This is a genomic window from Trinickia dabaoshanensis (genome assembly GCF_002879885.1).
Lineage (GTDB): Bacteria > Pseudomonadota > Gammaproteobacteria > Burkholderiales > Burkholderiaceae > Trinickia > Trinickia dabaoshanensis.
Window position 1 is genome coordinate 1 of the sequence record NZ_PNYA01000037.1, and the last position, 14,855, is coordinate 14,855.

Here is a 14,855-nt window from a genome sequence, read left to right on the forward strand (position 1 = left end):
GCGGCATCATACGACGCACCAGGGCTTCTTTTCGTTCTGCTGAGTAGGCTTTCATTCATGCCGATTCTACCGCCCCCGGACCTCGTCTAAGATTCAAACGACACGACAACTAGTCTGACGCCGGGGGTGCGCGCCTCGACATCTACGATGCCCTCGATATGCCGCGACGACACCGCGGTGCGCCGTAGGTCGTACAGGACCAACGCCGCCTTGAGCGCTTCAATGGTCATATCCGCAAGCGAGAGATGATCGAGCGCAAGGTGGGTCGCGAGCCTCAAACGCAACGCGTCGGTTCGATCGAAACGCAGCGTCGGCGTGGGACGGCGCAGCATCGCGGCGCCGATCGACAGGCCGCCGCAGTCGTCGCTGCCCCGCAAGAACAAATCACCGCCGTCGAGCCCGATGGCCAGCCTCGCCGGCAGATCCCGGTTCGTGCACGTCAGCTCGAGACTCAACGTATCGGTCTGCGACGCCATCGGATCGAAATCGGTGTCGATCACCGAAATCTCGGTGTCGTAGCCAGGACTCGCCAGAGCCACAGCCGGGTCGCGACGGGCGAACCAATAACGCACGGATCGTGGATCGTCCCCGTGGCGCTGCGAGAAAATCGGCCGAAACTCGATCACGCGGTCGCGCTCTTGCGTTTGGCGCACGAGTTGCACCGAATCGATCGAGTAAATGTCGTAAGAGGCCGCGCGGCTTGCATCGGCCACGACCGGATATGCGACCTCTCGGTGTGCGACGCGGATCGGTTCACCAGGCCGGCGAAATAGGTTGATGACCGGCGTTGAGAACAGGCGAAAGTGAGTGGCAGACAACGAGTCCAGGAGGCGTGCCGCGTGTGGATTACCGTGGGCCTCCTTGAGCGCCACGTGGAGCGTCACACGTCGGCATGCGCCCGCCGCATCGAGTATCGCGTTCAGATCGATGTCGGCGAAATCGTGTTTCTCCGGGAAGCCAAAATATTCGGCCAGGGGACGGTATGCTGGGTGCGACTTCCATGGATAGTCGAGCAGCGCATCGTTCTTATCGAAACCGGCCTGCGTGACGGGTACGGACCGCAACGGTTTCCAGCGGCCATCCCCATCCGCTTCCACATAGCTTGTTAGCGCATGGATGAATAGGCCGTCGCTGAGTGCCGCAATGAACGAGGGTTCGCCATTCAAATGCGTGCGGACAGTACGCAGGCCGAGCGGTCGCAAATCCAGATGTGGCGCAGTCGATTCGAATGTCACCGACACGATGCCCGCAGCGTTCACGGGCAAAACGACAGGAGCCGCAGCTGCCGGCACATAGCAAGCTTCGCTGACCTTGAGCGGTGCCAGGGTCACGTCGTAGGCGGTCTTGAATCGACATTGGACACCGTTGATCGACCGACTGACCAATTCCGTGCCCCGTGCCAGCTTGTGGATATTCGGCTTACCGCCTGTGGCGGTCGCGACGGAAAATTGCGCGATCGAGCATCCCGGGAACGGCCGCAGATAGTGCGGGTGCATCACATCCAATAGCGCTTCAACACCGTGCAGATAATCGTCCTTGAGCTTCTTGCCGATACGTGCATCGAGCATCGCTATCGCCTGGACCAATTGCTCGACGTACGGATCGTCGCTGTGCTCATCCGCCGGCAAAAGGTGCCCCGCAATCTTGGGAAAGCGCCGCGCGAAGTCCCCGGAATAGTGGCGCAAGTGCGATAGCTCGCGCTCGTAGTACGGCAGCAATTCTTCCATCTAGCTCTCTGGATTGTTTGCGACTCGAGCGGAGCGCCGCTATCGTGCTCGTGGACTTTCCCTGAAGCCCTCAGAGCCTTTTTGGGCGCGCGCGTATGACCGAATACTGCAACGTTGCCGGTTGCAGCATCGCATCGAAGCTGACCGGCTCCGCAGCCGGATGCACGACCAGCATCGCTTTAATGGCGAAGCACAGCACGTTCGTGGACTGTGCGTTCACCTCTAGTTTGACCTCGACCTGCTTTAGCCTGCGCTCGTGGCGTTCAATGGCGCGTCGAATCGAATTGCAGATGGTCTGTCGGTCGTCGTGACTGGCCAGACTGAGCCCTGCGAAGTCGTTCAGCCCGTAGGTCAGCACCGACCGCTGGCATTCGTTGAACCCGGCGAGGCGTTCGTCGGTGAATGTAATTCGCGCGTTCAGAAGCGACTCGATATGGTGCGCGACCGAGCCTTTGAGTTCGTCCAGCGATAACTGCCGCACGATCGCCGAGGCCGGCGAATGCGCGCCATCGCCGAACAACTTATCGAGTAGTCCAGGTTCGAAACGGCTCATCTATTTTTTAAGAATCATTAGGTGATGCACCCTCTCAAGTGCGAGCCGTATGATACAGGACTGCATTTCATCCCAAAATGCTCGCCCTTGCCGAAGGCATCGAACAGCAGTGCTTTCACTTCGTGCAAGCTTAGTGCACTTCCCATTCGTGAATCGCGCGCGGCCCGCTCCCCGCGCACGATTTTCGACGCCGGTGTACGCTCCCGCATCGAACCGCATAAAAACGAAGCCAGCCGCACACCGCAGATGACCACGCTCTCTATCGCCGCCGCACGCACGCTTCATCTCGCCGCTCAAGGGCTCCTATCTCCGCCGCGCCGCAAAGCAGTCAAGCAAGACGTACTCGCCGCGATCCGGTGCATGACTCAATTGCAGATCGACACGATCCACGTCGTCGCCCGCAGCCCTTATCTCGTCGTGTTCAGCCGCGTCGGCCCCTATCCGCCGCAATGGCTCGACGAACTTTTGGCGGAGGGACATCTATTCGAATATTGGTCGCACGAGGCGTGCTTCGTGCCGATCGAAGATTACGGCCTCATGCGCCATCGCATGCTCGACCCGAGCAAGATGGGTTGGAAGTACCCGGCCGAATGGCACCGGCGCCATCGAGACGACATCGACCGGCTGCTCGCCCACGTGCGTGAGAACGGCCCTGTGCGCGCGGCCGACTTCGAGCGCGAAGCGGGGCGCGGCAACGGTTGGTGGGATTGGAAGCCGGAGAAGCGCCACCTCGAAGTGCTCTTCACGCTAGGACACCTGATGGTGGCGGAGCGCCGCAACTTTCATCGCGTCTACGACGTCGCGCAACGCGTGCTGCCCAATTGGAACGACTCGCGCGACCTGCCCGCCGCGGCAACCGTCACGCCGACGCTCGTCGCACGCACCTGCCGCGCGCTCGGCATCGCGCGCGCCGATTGGATCGCCGATTATTACCGCCTCGAGCGCCGCAAATACACGGCCGAATTGCATGCGCTGGCCGATGCCGGCGAAGCGGTTCCGGTGAAAGTCGAAGGCTGGAAGGAAGACGTCTTCGTTCCGATCGAATTGGCTCCTTTGATCGAAGACGCGGTGCAAGGCCGTCTGCGTTCGACGGTGACGACCGTCCTTTCGCCGTTCGATCCCGTGGTTTGGGATCGCAAACGCGCGGCCACGCTATTCGGCTTCGATTACGCGATCGAATGCTACACACCGGCAGCCAAGCGCAAGTACGGCTACTTCTGCCTGCCGATTCTGCAACGGGGGCGATTGATCGGCCGCGTCGATGCGAAGGCGCATCGCGCCCAAGGCGTCTTCGAATTGAAATCGGTCCATCTGGAGCCGGGTATCCGCGTGAGCGCATCGCTGCTCGCGGATATGCGCCGGGCGCTTGCCCGTTGTGCCCAATGGCACGGCACACCCGAGCTGGCCGTGAGCTCCGCCCCGCGCGAGGTTGCGCAAGCCCTGCTCGCCACCGATTGAACGGTAGAGCGACGCGCGCGCCGCTCGTCTAGGCGAGCGGACTCATCCCGATCAGCCAGCGGTGCAGCACGAACGCGAAGATCGCCCACGCAACCAGTCCGACGAGAACGACCTTGGCGTCGCCCGATACCGTGCCGGCCGGGTACCGCACGCCCGCCGCGCGATCGCGGCTACGCGAGACCAGCACGCCGACGGCGCCCCACACGAGGAAGACCCCGAATAGGACGACGGCATTGACCGTTCCGTTAGCGAGAAGATGGCCGAGCCCCCACATCGCCGTGCCCGCCATCATCGGATGGCCGATAAGGCGTTTGATCCGATTGCCGGGGATATACGCCGCGGCGATCAAAATGAATGCGACCGCAACGAGAAGCGCGGTGAGATGGCGGATGCCGGCGGGCGGAATCCACAAGACCTGCGGTACGCGCCGCGCCATCCCGTAGCCCCAGACGATCAAAACGAAGCCGACGAGCGACGTGACGGCATAGATTCCCTTCCAGCCGTTTTCGCCCAAGCGGGCCACTTGGGCATCGCGCCAAGCAGGCGAAACGAGCCGTATCGAGTGCACGCCGATGAAAATGAGCAAGCCCAGAATCAATATCGCCACGTCGAACTCCTTCGTTATTACCGGCTTAATCCGCGTGTCGCGGGTGAGGTCCACGGGCGCGCCACGGCGCCCGCTAGGCGGGCTCGTCGAGTCAAGGCGCGGAGGCGATCACTTGCGCCATTGCCGCGGTCAACTTCTTGGCGTACGGCACATGCAGAAATTCGTTCGGCCCGTGCGCGTTCGATTTCGGCCCCAGCACGCCGCAAACGACGAATTGCGATTTCGGGAAGCCTTCCTGCAGCACGTTCATCAACGGAATCGTGCCGCCCTGCCCGATGTACGCGCAATCCGCGCCGAAGTGGTCGCGTGATGCGTCGTTCACGGCGCTCGCGAGCCAAGGCGCGAGTTCCGGCGCGTTCCAACCATAGGCGGCGGCTTCCGGCTTGAACGTCACCTTGGCGTTGTACGGCGGATCGAGTTCGAGCAAAGCCTTCAAATCGGCCACGGCGCGCGCCGCATCGACGAGCGCCGGCACGCGCAGCGAGAGCTTGAATGCCGTGCGCGGCCGCAAGACGTTGCCCGCGCTTTCCAAAGGCGGAAGCCCTTGTGCCCCCGTCACGGAAAGCGAGGGGCGCCAAGTGGCGTTGAGCAACGCCTCATAGGGATCGGCCGTGACCGGCAGCACCGGTTTGCCGTCTTGCCCGCAGGCCCAAGGCGATGCCTTCCAAACTTCGTCGCCGAGGATCGCCGCGGTGGCACGCGCTTCGTCCAGACGGCTCGCCGGAATCTCGCAGTGAAACGTGGACGGCAGCAGCTTACCCGTTGCCGAATCCTCGAGCCGTTCGAATAGCTGCCGCATGATGCGAAAGCTCGACGGCACGATGCCGCCGAAACTGCCCGAGTGAACGCCTTCGTCGAGCACCTGCACTTCGAGCGAGCCGCCCACGAGACCCCGTAGTGAAGTGGTCAGCCAAAGCTGATCGTAATTGCCCGCGCCCGAATCGAGACAGACGACGAGCCCGACGTTGCCGAGCCGCTCGCGCAGCGCATCGACATAGGGCAGCAGATCGTAGCTGCCCGATTCCTCGCAGGTCTCGATGATGCCGACGCAGCGCGGCCGTTCCACACCTTGCGCATCGAGCGCCGCCAGCGCGCAGACGCTCGCGTAAATGGCATAGCCGTCGTCGGCGCCGCCGCGGCCGTAGAGCTTGCCGTCTTCGAGCTTGGGTGTCCACGGCCCGAGGTCGCGCCGCCATCCGTCGAATTCGGGTTGTTTATCGAGGTGACCGTAAAGCACGACCGTATCGGTGCTGCCCGAACGCGTGGCCGGCGTCTCGAAGAAAATGACCGGCGTGCGCCCCGGCAAGCGCACGATCTCGAGCTTGAGCCCCTTGACGCGCTGCGCCTGCGCCCATGTGGCCGCGTCCGCCACGACCCGCTCGAGGTATCCGTGCTTATCCCAGTCGGCGTCGAAGGCCGGGCTTTTCGCGGGAATGGCAATGTAATCGGTCAGGGCGGGAACGATCTCTTCGTTCCATTTGCGCTCGACGAATTGGGTCAATGCGGGGCGGTCGAGCGAGACGTCGTTTTGCTGCTTCGCATCAAGTGCGGTCATGGCTTTGGGCTGTGGCAGTCAAAGCGCACATGATAGTCCGGATTCGCGAGTCCTGATTCGCAAAAGCGCTCAGCGCAACCAGGCGTCGCGCGCAACCCGCATGCCTTCGAGCAGAAACCGGCGGAACGCGCGACAATCTGTCATAGCCCACTTCATGGTAGGCATCATGTTGGATCGAATTGCCCTACAGGTCGTCGAGGTGGTGTTTGCTCTGGCGATTTATTTCCTGCCGTCCATCATCGCGGACCATCGCAAACGCCACGACATCCTTACGCTCGCGCTATTCAACGCGTGTATGGGGTGGAGCGTCGTGGGCTGGCTGCTCGCGCTGTATTGGGCGCATCTGCCCAATCCCCCGGAGAGCTTGGCACGCGACGTCGCGGCTCAGCGGCGCCTTACACGGATGACGGCCTTCTCGAGCGCGTTGATGGCACGAATCGACCGGCGCGCGGCCAAGCACGACGGCGCGCATCGATAGCGCCACGAGCCGCGAGCCGCGAGCGCCACAGCGAACCATCCATCGGGGCCAATGCCGGGGCAGCCTCTGCGCCTCAAAGCGCGGACTTGAACGCCGCCTCGACGAACGGCATGCTCACCGCCACCGAGCCGGCCATCGCCGCCGCGTACAACCGAACGTGGACGAGGCCGGGAGAGATCGAGCGCGGCTCGCGCCCGAGCGCTTCGCGCGCGAATCTGTCTTGCCGGAACTCGCCCTGTTCGTCGAACCATTGGCAGACCACGGCGTCGCTCGCGACCGCCGTCACCGTCATGCGTGAACCGCCCGCCTTCAGCGTCACGACATCGCCAACGCAAAACTCATCAACTAGGTCACGGGTAGCCGTCGACATGTGTACTCCGTCGCAAAGCATTGGAACGTCCGGTCACGGACTGGTTAAGCAAATCGTGCGGTAGCAAACGGAACGGAAACCCAAAAACCGCTTGCTCTTTCATTGCCTCGCCATCGCGTCGAGGTCAAGGACAGACTAACAATAGAATTATTATTCTACAAGCGATTTTAGGGAAAACATGGAGTCGAATTCGACATTCGATAATCCTAAAACCGATCTAAATCGTTTACCGTTTTTTGAGGGACAGATAAACATAAAAATGCAACAATCGTACTTTTACGGCCACCGCTCTAACCCTCCACACCGTTGCCCGGCGCGGCATTGCGCGCGGACTCAGGCCGAATGACCGTCGATTTCCGCGCTAGACGCAGACAATATAACGAGGGGCATTTCTCAATTTTGATCGAGATCAATACTGCATTGCAGCATTAGCCAATTGCAGTAAATCGAAGTAAATGAATTAGTCAAACAGGATGAAAACGTTTTCAGCTTCCAATAATTTATCCTGAAACTGTCGCGATCATCTGCGCAAGATGGTCGCGACCCGCTCACGCGTGTGTCAGTCGTGAGCGCCCAGCAACGCGCAGCTCCGGCGCGATGCCACCACGATGAGCTTCATCGTCGCGCGGGTGGCGCCGACGAAGAGCTTGCGGGCCGCCCGTTCGTCGAACGAATCGAAGTCCACTTCCGTCAGCACCACGCACGGCGCCGACTGTCCCTTGAAGCGGTAAATCGATTCGAGCAGCACGTCGCCGTCGCGATACTCGGGATTGCCGAACAGATCGTATTTGCCCGTGAAGCTGCGCAGCCGATGTGGCCCCAACTGCTCGAGCGCCGTCAACGCCGATCCTTCGCGCCCCCGGAACGAGAGCACGGCAATGTCCTGCTTACGAAAGCCCAGCGAGAGCGCTTGGGTGATGGCGCGTTTGGTCGCATCGATCACCGCCTCGTCCTGCGCGTCGTCATACGGCATGAACGAGATTTGCGAGCCGTCGAACGGACTGCCCGCGACGAGACCCGACGCGCGAGGTTCCGCCGAGCCAATCTTCTCGCGCACGAAATCCAGGATGTCGCGGGGGCTGCGGTAATTGGTCGTCTCCGTCAGCACGGTCCATCCCGGCAAGGCGACGCTCTCGCGCATGTAGAGGTTTTGCAGCGGATCCTCGAGCCACCACCACGCACCGTTCGGCCGGACGAGCCGCGAGAGCGCCTCCACCCAGGGCTCTTGGAAATCCTGCCCTTCGTCCACGATCAAGACGTCGAACTGCCAGCGCTCGTCGATCGGCGCATCGGCGAACGCCGTCTCCAATCGTCCGAAGACATCGGGCGCGCGGAAGTCTTGCACCGCGCCCACGTCGCGGGCTACCCAATCGCAGAGCTGATGGTAGTTCGCGACACGCGAGCCCTCCGGGGCGACGCGGGCGATGTGGTCGGCCAGCGGCCGATTGAAGCAGACGTACAACGCGCGCTTGCCGCTCGCCGCCGCATCCTTCATGACTTGCACGGCCAGTTGCGTCTTACCCGAGCCCGCTGTGCCGATCACCCTGAGCCGGAACGGCGTGAACTCGAGCCGGCGTGCCCAAGTCGCCAAGCCGCCCGACAAACGCGTGACGAGCGTTCCCGCCTGCCCGACGAGCGCGCTGGTATCGGGCGTCAACGCCAATTCGTCGGCCAAAAAGTGATGAATCTTCGCCGCGCAAGGCAATTTCGGTTCGTCGGCGGGCAGCGCCGCCAAGATGACGGAGGCGAGGCGGTCCTTGCGGGTCGCGTCGACGATGCTCTCGGTCGGCACGCCGGCGATCGCGGCGTTTTTGACGATGTAGTCGGGACAAAACAGCAGCGCTTCGATACAGTACGTGCCCGCGCCGAACGCGGCCGTGAAGCGGCGATGCAGATTTTCGAGCGTCCTCGCGAGTTGAATCGAAACGTTGCGCTCCGTTTGCAGGTAGACCTTGACGAGCCCTTTCGGCGTCTCGCGTAAGAAGCCGGCCTTTTGCTCGACGAGCATGAGACGCCCCGCCGGGCTCACGATCACGAAGTCCGCTTCGCCGAATACGGAGAAAGCCCGATTCAGGCGAGTCCAATGCACGCCGTGATACACGGTGTAGTCGTCGGGCAGCGCGTGCTCGAGCAACGTGAGCGTTTCGCGTTCACGCTCGGCGGCGCCGGTCGCGGCTAGATTCTTCCAATCGTCGGGAATTAGGCGTGCCATGGGGCGGTAATCCTCGCTTTGAGGTTCTCGGTTCGGCGTATTGTACAAATCGCGCAGCGCAGGCTCACTTGCCGGCGCCGCAGCTTTCTTCCGGAGGAAAAATCAAATGCTGAAGATTTGGGGACGAGCGAACTCGGTCAACGTACAAAAACTGCTCTGGTGCTGCGACGAGTTGGGCCTTCCGTTCGAGCGCGTGGACGCCGGCTTGCAGTTCGGCCGCGTCAACGATCCCGACTATCGGGAACTCAATCCCAACGGTCAGATCCCCACACTCGTGGACGGCACGTTCGTCCTCTGGGAGTCGAACTCGATTCTGCGCTATCTAGCGATGCAGTATGGCGCATCGAGCGCGCTGTATCCTTCCGATCCGAAGCTGCGTGCCAGCATCGATCGTTGGCTCGATTGGTCGCTCTCGAGCCTCGTGCCCGCGGAGCGCCCCGTATTCCTCACGCTCGTGCGCACGCCGCCCGAGCAGCGCGACATGGAAGCGCTCGCCGCGAACATGAAAACGCTCGTCGCTCGCTGGAAGGTCCTCGACGGCCATCTGCAAGGGCGCTTTCATCCCGAGGGCGACCGCTTCACGATCGCCGACATCGTGCTGGGCGCATTCGCGAAACGCTGGTTCGGGCTGGAGGGAATCGAGCGCCCACCGATGCCGAGCCTCGAACGCTGGTACCAACGGCTGACGCAGCGCGCCGCGTTCAAGAAGTACATCGATCTGCCTTTGACTTGAGGCCGCGCGACGTCAATGCCCGGCGCGGCGCTCTCCCGCTTGCTCGAGCAGCGTATCGAGCAGCGGCAGTTGTACGGGCTTGGTCAAATGCAGATCGAAGCCCTGATCGAGGGAGCGCGCAACGTCGCTCTCCTGACCGAAACCGGTCATCGCGGCAAAGCACGCATCGCCGAGGGCCTTCGTGCCTTTGAGTTGCCGCAAGACGGCGAAGCCGTCCGCACCGGGCATCGCGATATCGATGAGGGCGACGTCGATGCGCTCCGAGCGCTCGGCGGCGTCGAGCGCCTGCGCCCCGCTGTAGGCCACTTGAACGCGATGCCCCTTCATACGCAGCAGCATCGCCATGCTGTCGGCGGAATCGCAATTGTCGTCGACGACGAGCACGGCTAAGGCCCCCAGCTCGGCGTGCCCCGTCGAATCGCCGCGCATGCCTTCGTCGTTCGCGGCACCTTGCACCGCGTAAAGCGGCAGGCGCACGGTGAACGTGGCCCCGCGCCCGAGGCCCTCGCTCGCGGCCTCGATCGATCCGCCGTGCATCTCCACGAGCCAGCGGCACAGCGTCAGTCCGATCCCGAGACCGCTTTCCTTCCGCTCGAATCGATTGTCGGCCTGAACGAACAAATCGAAGATCGAATCGAGCGCTGCGGCATCGATGCCGCAGCCGTCGTCCGACACCCGCAAACGAGCGAACGCGCCCACCTTGTCGATTTCGATGCCGATACGGCCGCCATGCTCAGAGAACTTCGAGGCATTGTTGAGCAAACCTTGCACGACTTGCACGAGCCGCGTGCCGTCGCCGTTGACCATGATTCCCGTCGGCGGCACGTGGACTTCCACCGCTTGCTGACGCAACGCCACGTGCGGGCGAATCATCTCTATCGCGCGCACGACCACGTCCGAGAGCTCGACCGGCTCCAAACGCAACGCCACTTTTCCGGTCGTCACGCGGCCGGCGTCGAGCAGGTCGTCGACGAGACGGGTCAAATGCGAAATTTGCCGATCGATCATGTCGCGGCACTGACGCAGCGTGGGACTGACGAGCGGCTCGAGCATCATGACGCTCAGCGCGTTGCTGACCGGGGCGAGCGGATTGCGCAACTCGTGCGCGAGCGTCGCCAAGAATTCGTTCATGTGCTGGCTAGCGGCTTCGAGTTCGCGCAGCCGCTTGCGCTCCGTCATGTCTCGCGTGACTTTCGCGAAACCGCGCAGCCGCGGCCCGTCCTCGCTTGGCGTATAGACGGCTCGAATCACGACGTTGGCCCAGAACATCGTGCCGTCCTTGCGCACGCGCCAGCCTTCCTCTTCCACCCGCCCCGTGCGCGCCGCCGCACTCAGTTCCGCCTCGGGCGTACCGTTGGCCACGTCGTCCGGCGGATAAAACATCGAGAAGTGCTGCCCCAGCACCTCCTGCGCCGTATAGCCCTTGATCTTCTCGGCGCCGCTGTTCCAACTGACGATGCAGCCGTCGGTGTCGAGCAGATAAATGGCGTAGTCCTGAACGGACTCGAGCAGAATCCGCAGACGTTCTTCTGACGTCACCGCCGGTTCGGGTGGCGAAGACAAGGGGTGGCGATCGCTGGCGAAGCTATCCGGACGCATAACGGCGGCGTTTTCATTTTGGAAGAATGCGACACTGATTGCCGCTGGGAGAAGACAAAAGCACAACTCATGCCTAGCGATGGCACGTGCTTATGCAAGCGAGAGCGCAGCCCGCCGCGCGCGGGCCCCGCCCGCGCTTCATCGCCGAATTAGCCCAAGCAAGCAAAGTTCGGATGGATGTCTATCGTTGCGAGAGCAACTTTGACATTCGCTTTTGCAAAAACTCCACCAGGAAACAACGCGTATCGACCGTCAACCGACGGCGCGCGTCGCGATCGCGTCGGCGAGCAACGACACCAGTTGCTCGGGCTCGGCGGGCTTTCTCATGAAGTGATGAAAGCCTTCACCGATACTTCGCAACCGGTAGGCTTCGTCCGTATGGCCCGTGAGCGCCACCGCCACGGCGGGCGGGCGGTCGTTGCGGATTTCGTCGTCGCGCAGCCGTTGGATCAGGTAAAACCCGTCCATCGCCGGCAAGTCGATATCGCACACCACGGCGTCCGGCGCCACTTTGAGCGCGGCTTCCACCCCTTCCTCGGCATCGGCGGCGGCCACGACACGTGCGCCCTCGGATTCGAGCATCATCGCAAGCGACTCTCTACTGGACGGGTCGTCTTCAACGACGACCACCGTCATCTGTTCGAGTCTCATCAGTCCGTTCATACCCTTTGTTGTCGCTATCGATACTTACGCCAGCTCCTCGGACCGTTTCACCCTCGCGGAAGTTGCATGCGAGATTCGGTCGCGGCCCATGCATCGGCTGATGGCCGATACCTGAGCCCGGAATCGCGGCGGACGATACCACGCCGTTAAGTTACGACGATGAAATTCCCGGTAAGAGCCAAAAACGTGCGCGCGACCCGCCGATGGCGCTTGCGGACGGTCAAATGTCCGAGGAAGCAGAGGCCCGCCCTCGCAATCCCTGCGCGCCCGTCGCTGCCGGGGCGGCACTGCCTCACGTTACAATCCGCGCATGCCGAAAACCCCCGCCTCCGAGCCCAACGAATACACCGTCGACGAACTCGCCCGCGTCGCTGGTGCAACCGTTCGCAATATTCGCGCTTACCAGGATCGGGAATTACTCGCACCTCCGACCAAGCGGGGGCGCGTCGCCGTATACGACGATACTCACGTCGCGCGGCTTACGCTGATCAATCATCTGCTGGCACGCGGGTATACGCTCGCGAACATCCAAGATTTGATTCAAGCGATCGAAGAAGGCCACGATTTGCGCTCGATTCTCGGCCTCGAAAGCGCGATCGGTTCGCGCTGGTCGCACGAACGAGCTCAAACGTATACGCTCGCCGCGCTCGCCAAAATGTTCGGCGACGTCTCGCCTATTCGATTGGCCAAAGCGCTCAAATTGGGCCTGCTCGAACGGGACGGGACCCGATTCGTCGCGCGCAGCCCCGCCGTCGTCAATGCCGGCGCGGCCCTCGTCAAAGAGGGCGTCCCGCCCGGCGATTTGCTCGAAGCCGTACGCCTCTCGCGCCCGCACTTCGAACAAGTGGCCAAGGCACTCGTCGATTTGGTCGTCCGGCGCCTCGATCGCTACGAGCAAGACGCCCTTCCTCCGCCCGCGGACGTGCCCGCACTCGTCGATGCGATCTGGCGCCTGCGTCCGCTTGCGATGGTGCTCGTCGAAAGCGAAATGAACCGCGCGCTGGAAGAAGCCTCGGAAGGCTATCTCGCCGATCGGGTATCCGCCATCCTCGACAAACGCCTCGATCGCGCAACGGCAACCGGCGCGCGACGCACGCGCCGCAAACGCTCAGGTTGACTTCGCCTCCCCTGCTTCATGCCGGTTTTTCCCTCACGATCAGTGCCTTGGCGACGGCCGATTCGCTTCGCAACGTTTGAATATCGCTCCGCGAGCCTTGACCGGCCGGCCTGCGCGATATCGCGCGCGTTCATAGAATTTCGCGTCTAAATGCATCCTTGAACAGCGGTGCGGCGCATCGTATCTTTACATCGATCAATGTAACGATAGACGCCAATCAGGGAGGGCGCGGATGGAGACGGTCGACGTTGCCATCATCGGATCGGGCTTTGCCGGACTCGGCATGGCCATTCGCCTCAAGCAAGCCGGCACGCACGATTTTCTAGTCATGGAAAAGGCCGATTCGATCGGCGGCACCTGGCGCGACAATCACTATCCGGGCTGTGCTTGCGACGTGCAATCGCACGTCTACTCGTTCTCGTTCGCGCCGAATCCGCACTGGACGCGCATGTTCGCGCCACAGCCCGAAATTCGCGCCTACCTGCAAGCATGCGCCGAGCGCTTCGGCATCGAACCGCATCTACGTTTCGGCAAGGCGCTCTCGCAGGCCACCTACGACGAGACCGCGCAACGCTGGCGGTTGCGCTTTGCCGACGGCACGCGTGTGAACGCGCGCGTGCTGGTGTCGGGGATGGGCGGGCTTTCACGCGCGGCGCTGCCCGACATCGCCGGGCTCGATTCGTTCGAGGGCAAGACGTTTCATTCCCAGCAATGGGACCACGCGTATTGCCTCGACGGCAAACGCGTTGCCGTCATCGGCACGGGGGCCAGCGCGATTCAATTCGTGCCGCGGATCGCGCCGCGCGTCGCGCGGTTGTCGCTTTTTCAACGCACGCCGCCTTGGATCATGCCGAAGCCCGATCGCTCGGTGACACGCGCCGAGCGTTGGCTGTTCGAACATGTGCCCGCCACGCAAAAGCTCGTTCGCGCGGGTTTGTATTGGCAACTCGAATCGCGCGCGCTCGGATTTTCCGTGCATCCGGCATTGATGAAGCAAGTTCAAAAGCTGGCCATGAAACACCTGCGGCGGCAAGTTCCGGATGCGAAGCTGCGCCGCACGCTCGAGCCGAACTACACCATCGGCTGCAAGCGCGTGCTGATATCGAACGACTACTACCCGGCACTCGCGCGTTCGAACGTCGAGGTCGTCACGTCGACGATCGTACGAATCGCCCCCGACGGTGTCGTTACCGGCGACGGCACGCTCCATCGCGCGGACTGCTTGATTTACGGCACCGGCTTTCATGTCACCGATCCATTCCCGCGCGGCCTCGTGCGAGGCCGCGGCGGCGTGGACATCGTCGATGTCTGGCGCGACGGCGCGCACGCTTACCTGGGCACGACGCTGCCGGGATTTCCGAACTTCTTCATGATCGTGGGCCCGAACACGGGCCTTGGCCACCATTCGATGGTCTTCATGATCGAATCGCAGATCGAATACATCCTGGGCGCGCTGCGCGCCATGCGAGACGAGCGCGCCGATGCGATCGAAGTCAGAGGTAGCATCGAGCGTGCATACAACGAACGCATTCAGAGGAAGTTGTCCCATGCCATTTGGTCGACGGGAGGATGCAATAGCTGGTATCTCGATCCCAAGACCGGCAAGAACACGACGCTGTGGCCGGGATTCGCCTGGCGCTTTCGCCAGGCCACGAAGCGCTTTCGCATGACCGACTATCTCGCCTACGCCGAGGTGGACGACAGGCAAGCAGATACCGGCGCGCCCGAGCCCGATGGCGCACCGGCCGCCGTCGCCCACCCTACGGCCCACTCCGCATAGGAA

13 protein-coding genes are annotated in these 14,855 nt (G+C 62.5%); 5 read left to right on the top strand and 8 right to left on the bottom strand.

Going from position 1 to position 14,855, the window contains the following annotated elements; all coding sequences use genetic code 11:
- Nucleotides 1-86: 86 nt before the first annotated feature.
- Nucleotides 87-1,727, bottom strand: coding sequence for a type VI secretion system baseplate subunit TssF (gene tssF, locus C0Z18_RS28990; RefSeq protein ID WP_102648892.1), 1,641 nt, complete (start codon nucleotides 1,725-1,727; stop codon nucleotides 87-89).
- Between the two features lie 70 nt (nucleotides 1,728-1,797).
- Entirely contained in the window at nucleotides 1,798-2,280 is a 483-nt protein-coding gene (gene tssE / locus C0Z18_RS28995; RefSeq protein WP_102648893.1) for a type VI secretion system baseplate subunit TssE, read from the bottom strand.
- Between the two features lie 246 nt (nucleotides 2,281-2,526).
- Here tssE and C0Z18_RS29000 point away from each other — a divergent pair, with 246 nt between their 5' ends.
- Nucleotides 2,527-3,738 (top strand): winged helix-turn-helix domain-containing protein, encoded by a 1,212-nt coding sequence (locus C0Z18_RS29000; RefSeq protein ID WP_102648949.1) that lies wholly within the window; start codon nucleotides 2,527-2,529, stop codon nucleotides 3,736-3,738.
- A gap of 28 nt (nucleotides 3,739-3,766) precedes the next feature.
- On the opposite strand, the gene C0Z18_RS29005 is transcribed toward C0Z18_RS29000, so the two are convergent.
- Both C0Z18_RS29005 and C0Z18_RS29010 read right to left on the bottom strand, forming a co-directional pair.
- The gene (locus tag C0Z18_RS29005; protein WP_102648894.1) at nucleotides 3,767-4,345 is read right to left on the bottom strand and encodes an NnrU family protein; all 579 of its coding nucleotides are present in this window, start codon (nucleotides 4,343-4,345) and stop codon (nucleotides 3,767-3,769) included.
- A 91-nt stretch (nucleotides 4,346-4,436) separates the two neighbouring features.
- Nucleotides 4,437-5,900 (bottom strand): M20 family metallopeptidase, encoded by a 1,464-nt coding sequence (locus C0Z18_RS29010; RefSeq protein WP_102648895.1) that lies wholly within the window; start codon nucleotides 5,898-5,900, stop codon nucleotides 4,437-4,439.
- Between the two features lie 166 nt (nucleotides 5,901-6,066).
- On the opposite strand from C0Z18_RS29010, the gene C0Z18_RS29015 reads away from it, so the two are divergent.
- Entirely contained in the window at nucleotides 6,067-6,378 is a 312-nt protein-coding gene (locus C0Z18_RS29015) for a superinfection immunity protein (protein ID WP_102648950.1), read from the top strand.
- Nucleotides 6,379-6,451: 73 nt separating this feature from the next.
- Here the strand turns inward: C0Z18_RS29015 and C0Z18_RS29020 are convergent, their stop codons facing one another.
- Nucleotides 6,452-6,748 (bottom strand): YodC family protein, encoded by a 297-nt coding sequence (locus tag C0Z18_RS29020; protein WP_102648896.1) that lies wholly within the window; start codon nucleotides 6,746-6,748, stop codon nucleotides 6,452-6,454.
- A 559-nt stretch (nucleotides 6,749-7,307) separates the two neighbouring features.
- The gene (locus tag C0Z18_RS29025; protein WP_102648897.1) at nucleotides 7,308-8,960 is read right to left on the bottom strand and encodes an ATP-binding domain-containing protein; all 1,653 of its coding nucleotides are present in this window, start codon (nucleotides 8,958-8,960) and stop codon (nucleotides 7,308-7,310) included.
- Nucleotides 8,961-9,066: 106 nt separating this feature from the next.
- Here C0Z18_RS29025 and C0Z18_RS29030 point away from each other — a divergent pair, with 106 nt between their 5' ends.
- Entirely contained in the window at nucleotides 9,067-9,693 is a 627-nt protein-coding gene (locus C0Z18_RS29030; protein ID WP_102648898.1) for a glutathione S-transferase family protein, read from the top strand.
- A gap of 12 nt (nucleotides 9,694-9,705) precedes the next feature.
- Here C0Z18_RS29030 and C0Z18_RS29035 read toward each other — a convergent pair whose 3' ends face one another.
- Together C0Z18_RS29035 and C0Z18_RS29040 are read right to left on the bottom strand one after the other, a co-directional pair.
- Nucleotides 9,706-11,232: a PAS domain-containing hybrid sensor histidine kinase/response regulator gene (locus C0Z18_RS29035; protein ID WP_158244326.1), complete on the bottom strand. Its 1,527-nt coding sequence runs from the start codon at nucleotides 11,230-11,232 to the stop codon at nucleotides 9,706-9,708.
- 312 nt (nucleotides 11,233-11,544) lie between these two features.
- On the bottom strand, nucleotides 11,545-11,955 hold the full coding sequence (locus C0Z18_RS29040) for a response regulator (RefSeq protein WP_233217535.1): 411 nt from the start codon (nucleotides 11,953-11,955) through the stop codon (nucleotides 11,545-11,547).
- 310 nt (nucleotides 11,956-12,265) lie between these two features.
- On the opposite strand from C0Z18_RS29040, the gene C0Z18_RS29045 reads away from it, so the two are divergent.
- Both C0Z18_RS29045 and C0Z18_RS29050 read left to right on the top strand, forming a co-directional pair.
- Nucleotides 12,266-13,072 carry a MerR family transcriptional regulator gene (locus tag C0Z18_RS29045; protein ID WP_102648900.1) on the top strand — a complete coding sequence of 269 codons (807 nt, stop codon included), beginning with the start codon at nucleotides 12,266-12,268 and terminating at the stop codon, nucleotides 13,070-13,072.
- Between the two features lie 232 nt (nucleotides 13,073-13,304).
- Nucleotides 13,305-14,852, top strand: a complete 1,548-nt coding sequence (locus tag C0Z18_RS29050) for a flavin-containing monooxygenase (RefSeq protein ID WP_102648901.1) — start codon at nucleotides 13,305-13,307, stop codon at nucleotides 14,850-14,852.
- Nucleotides 14,853-14,855: the final 3 nt, after the last annotated feature.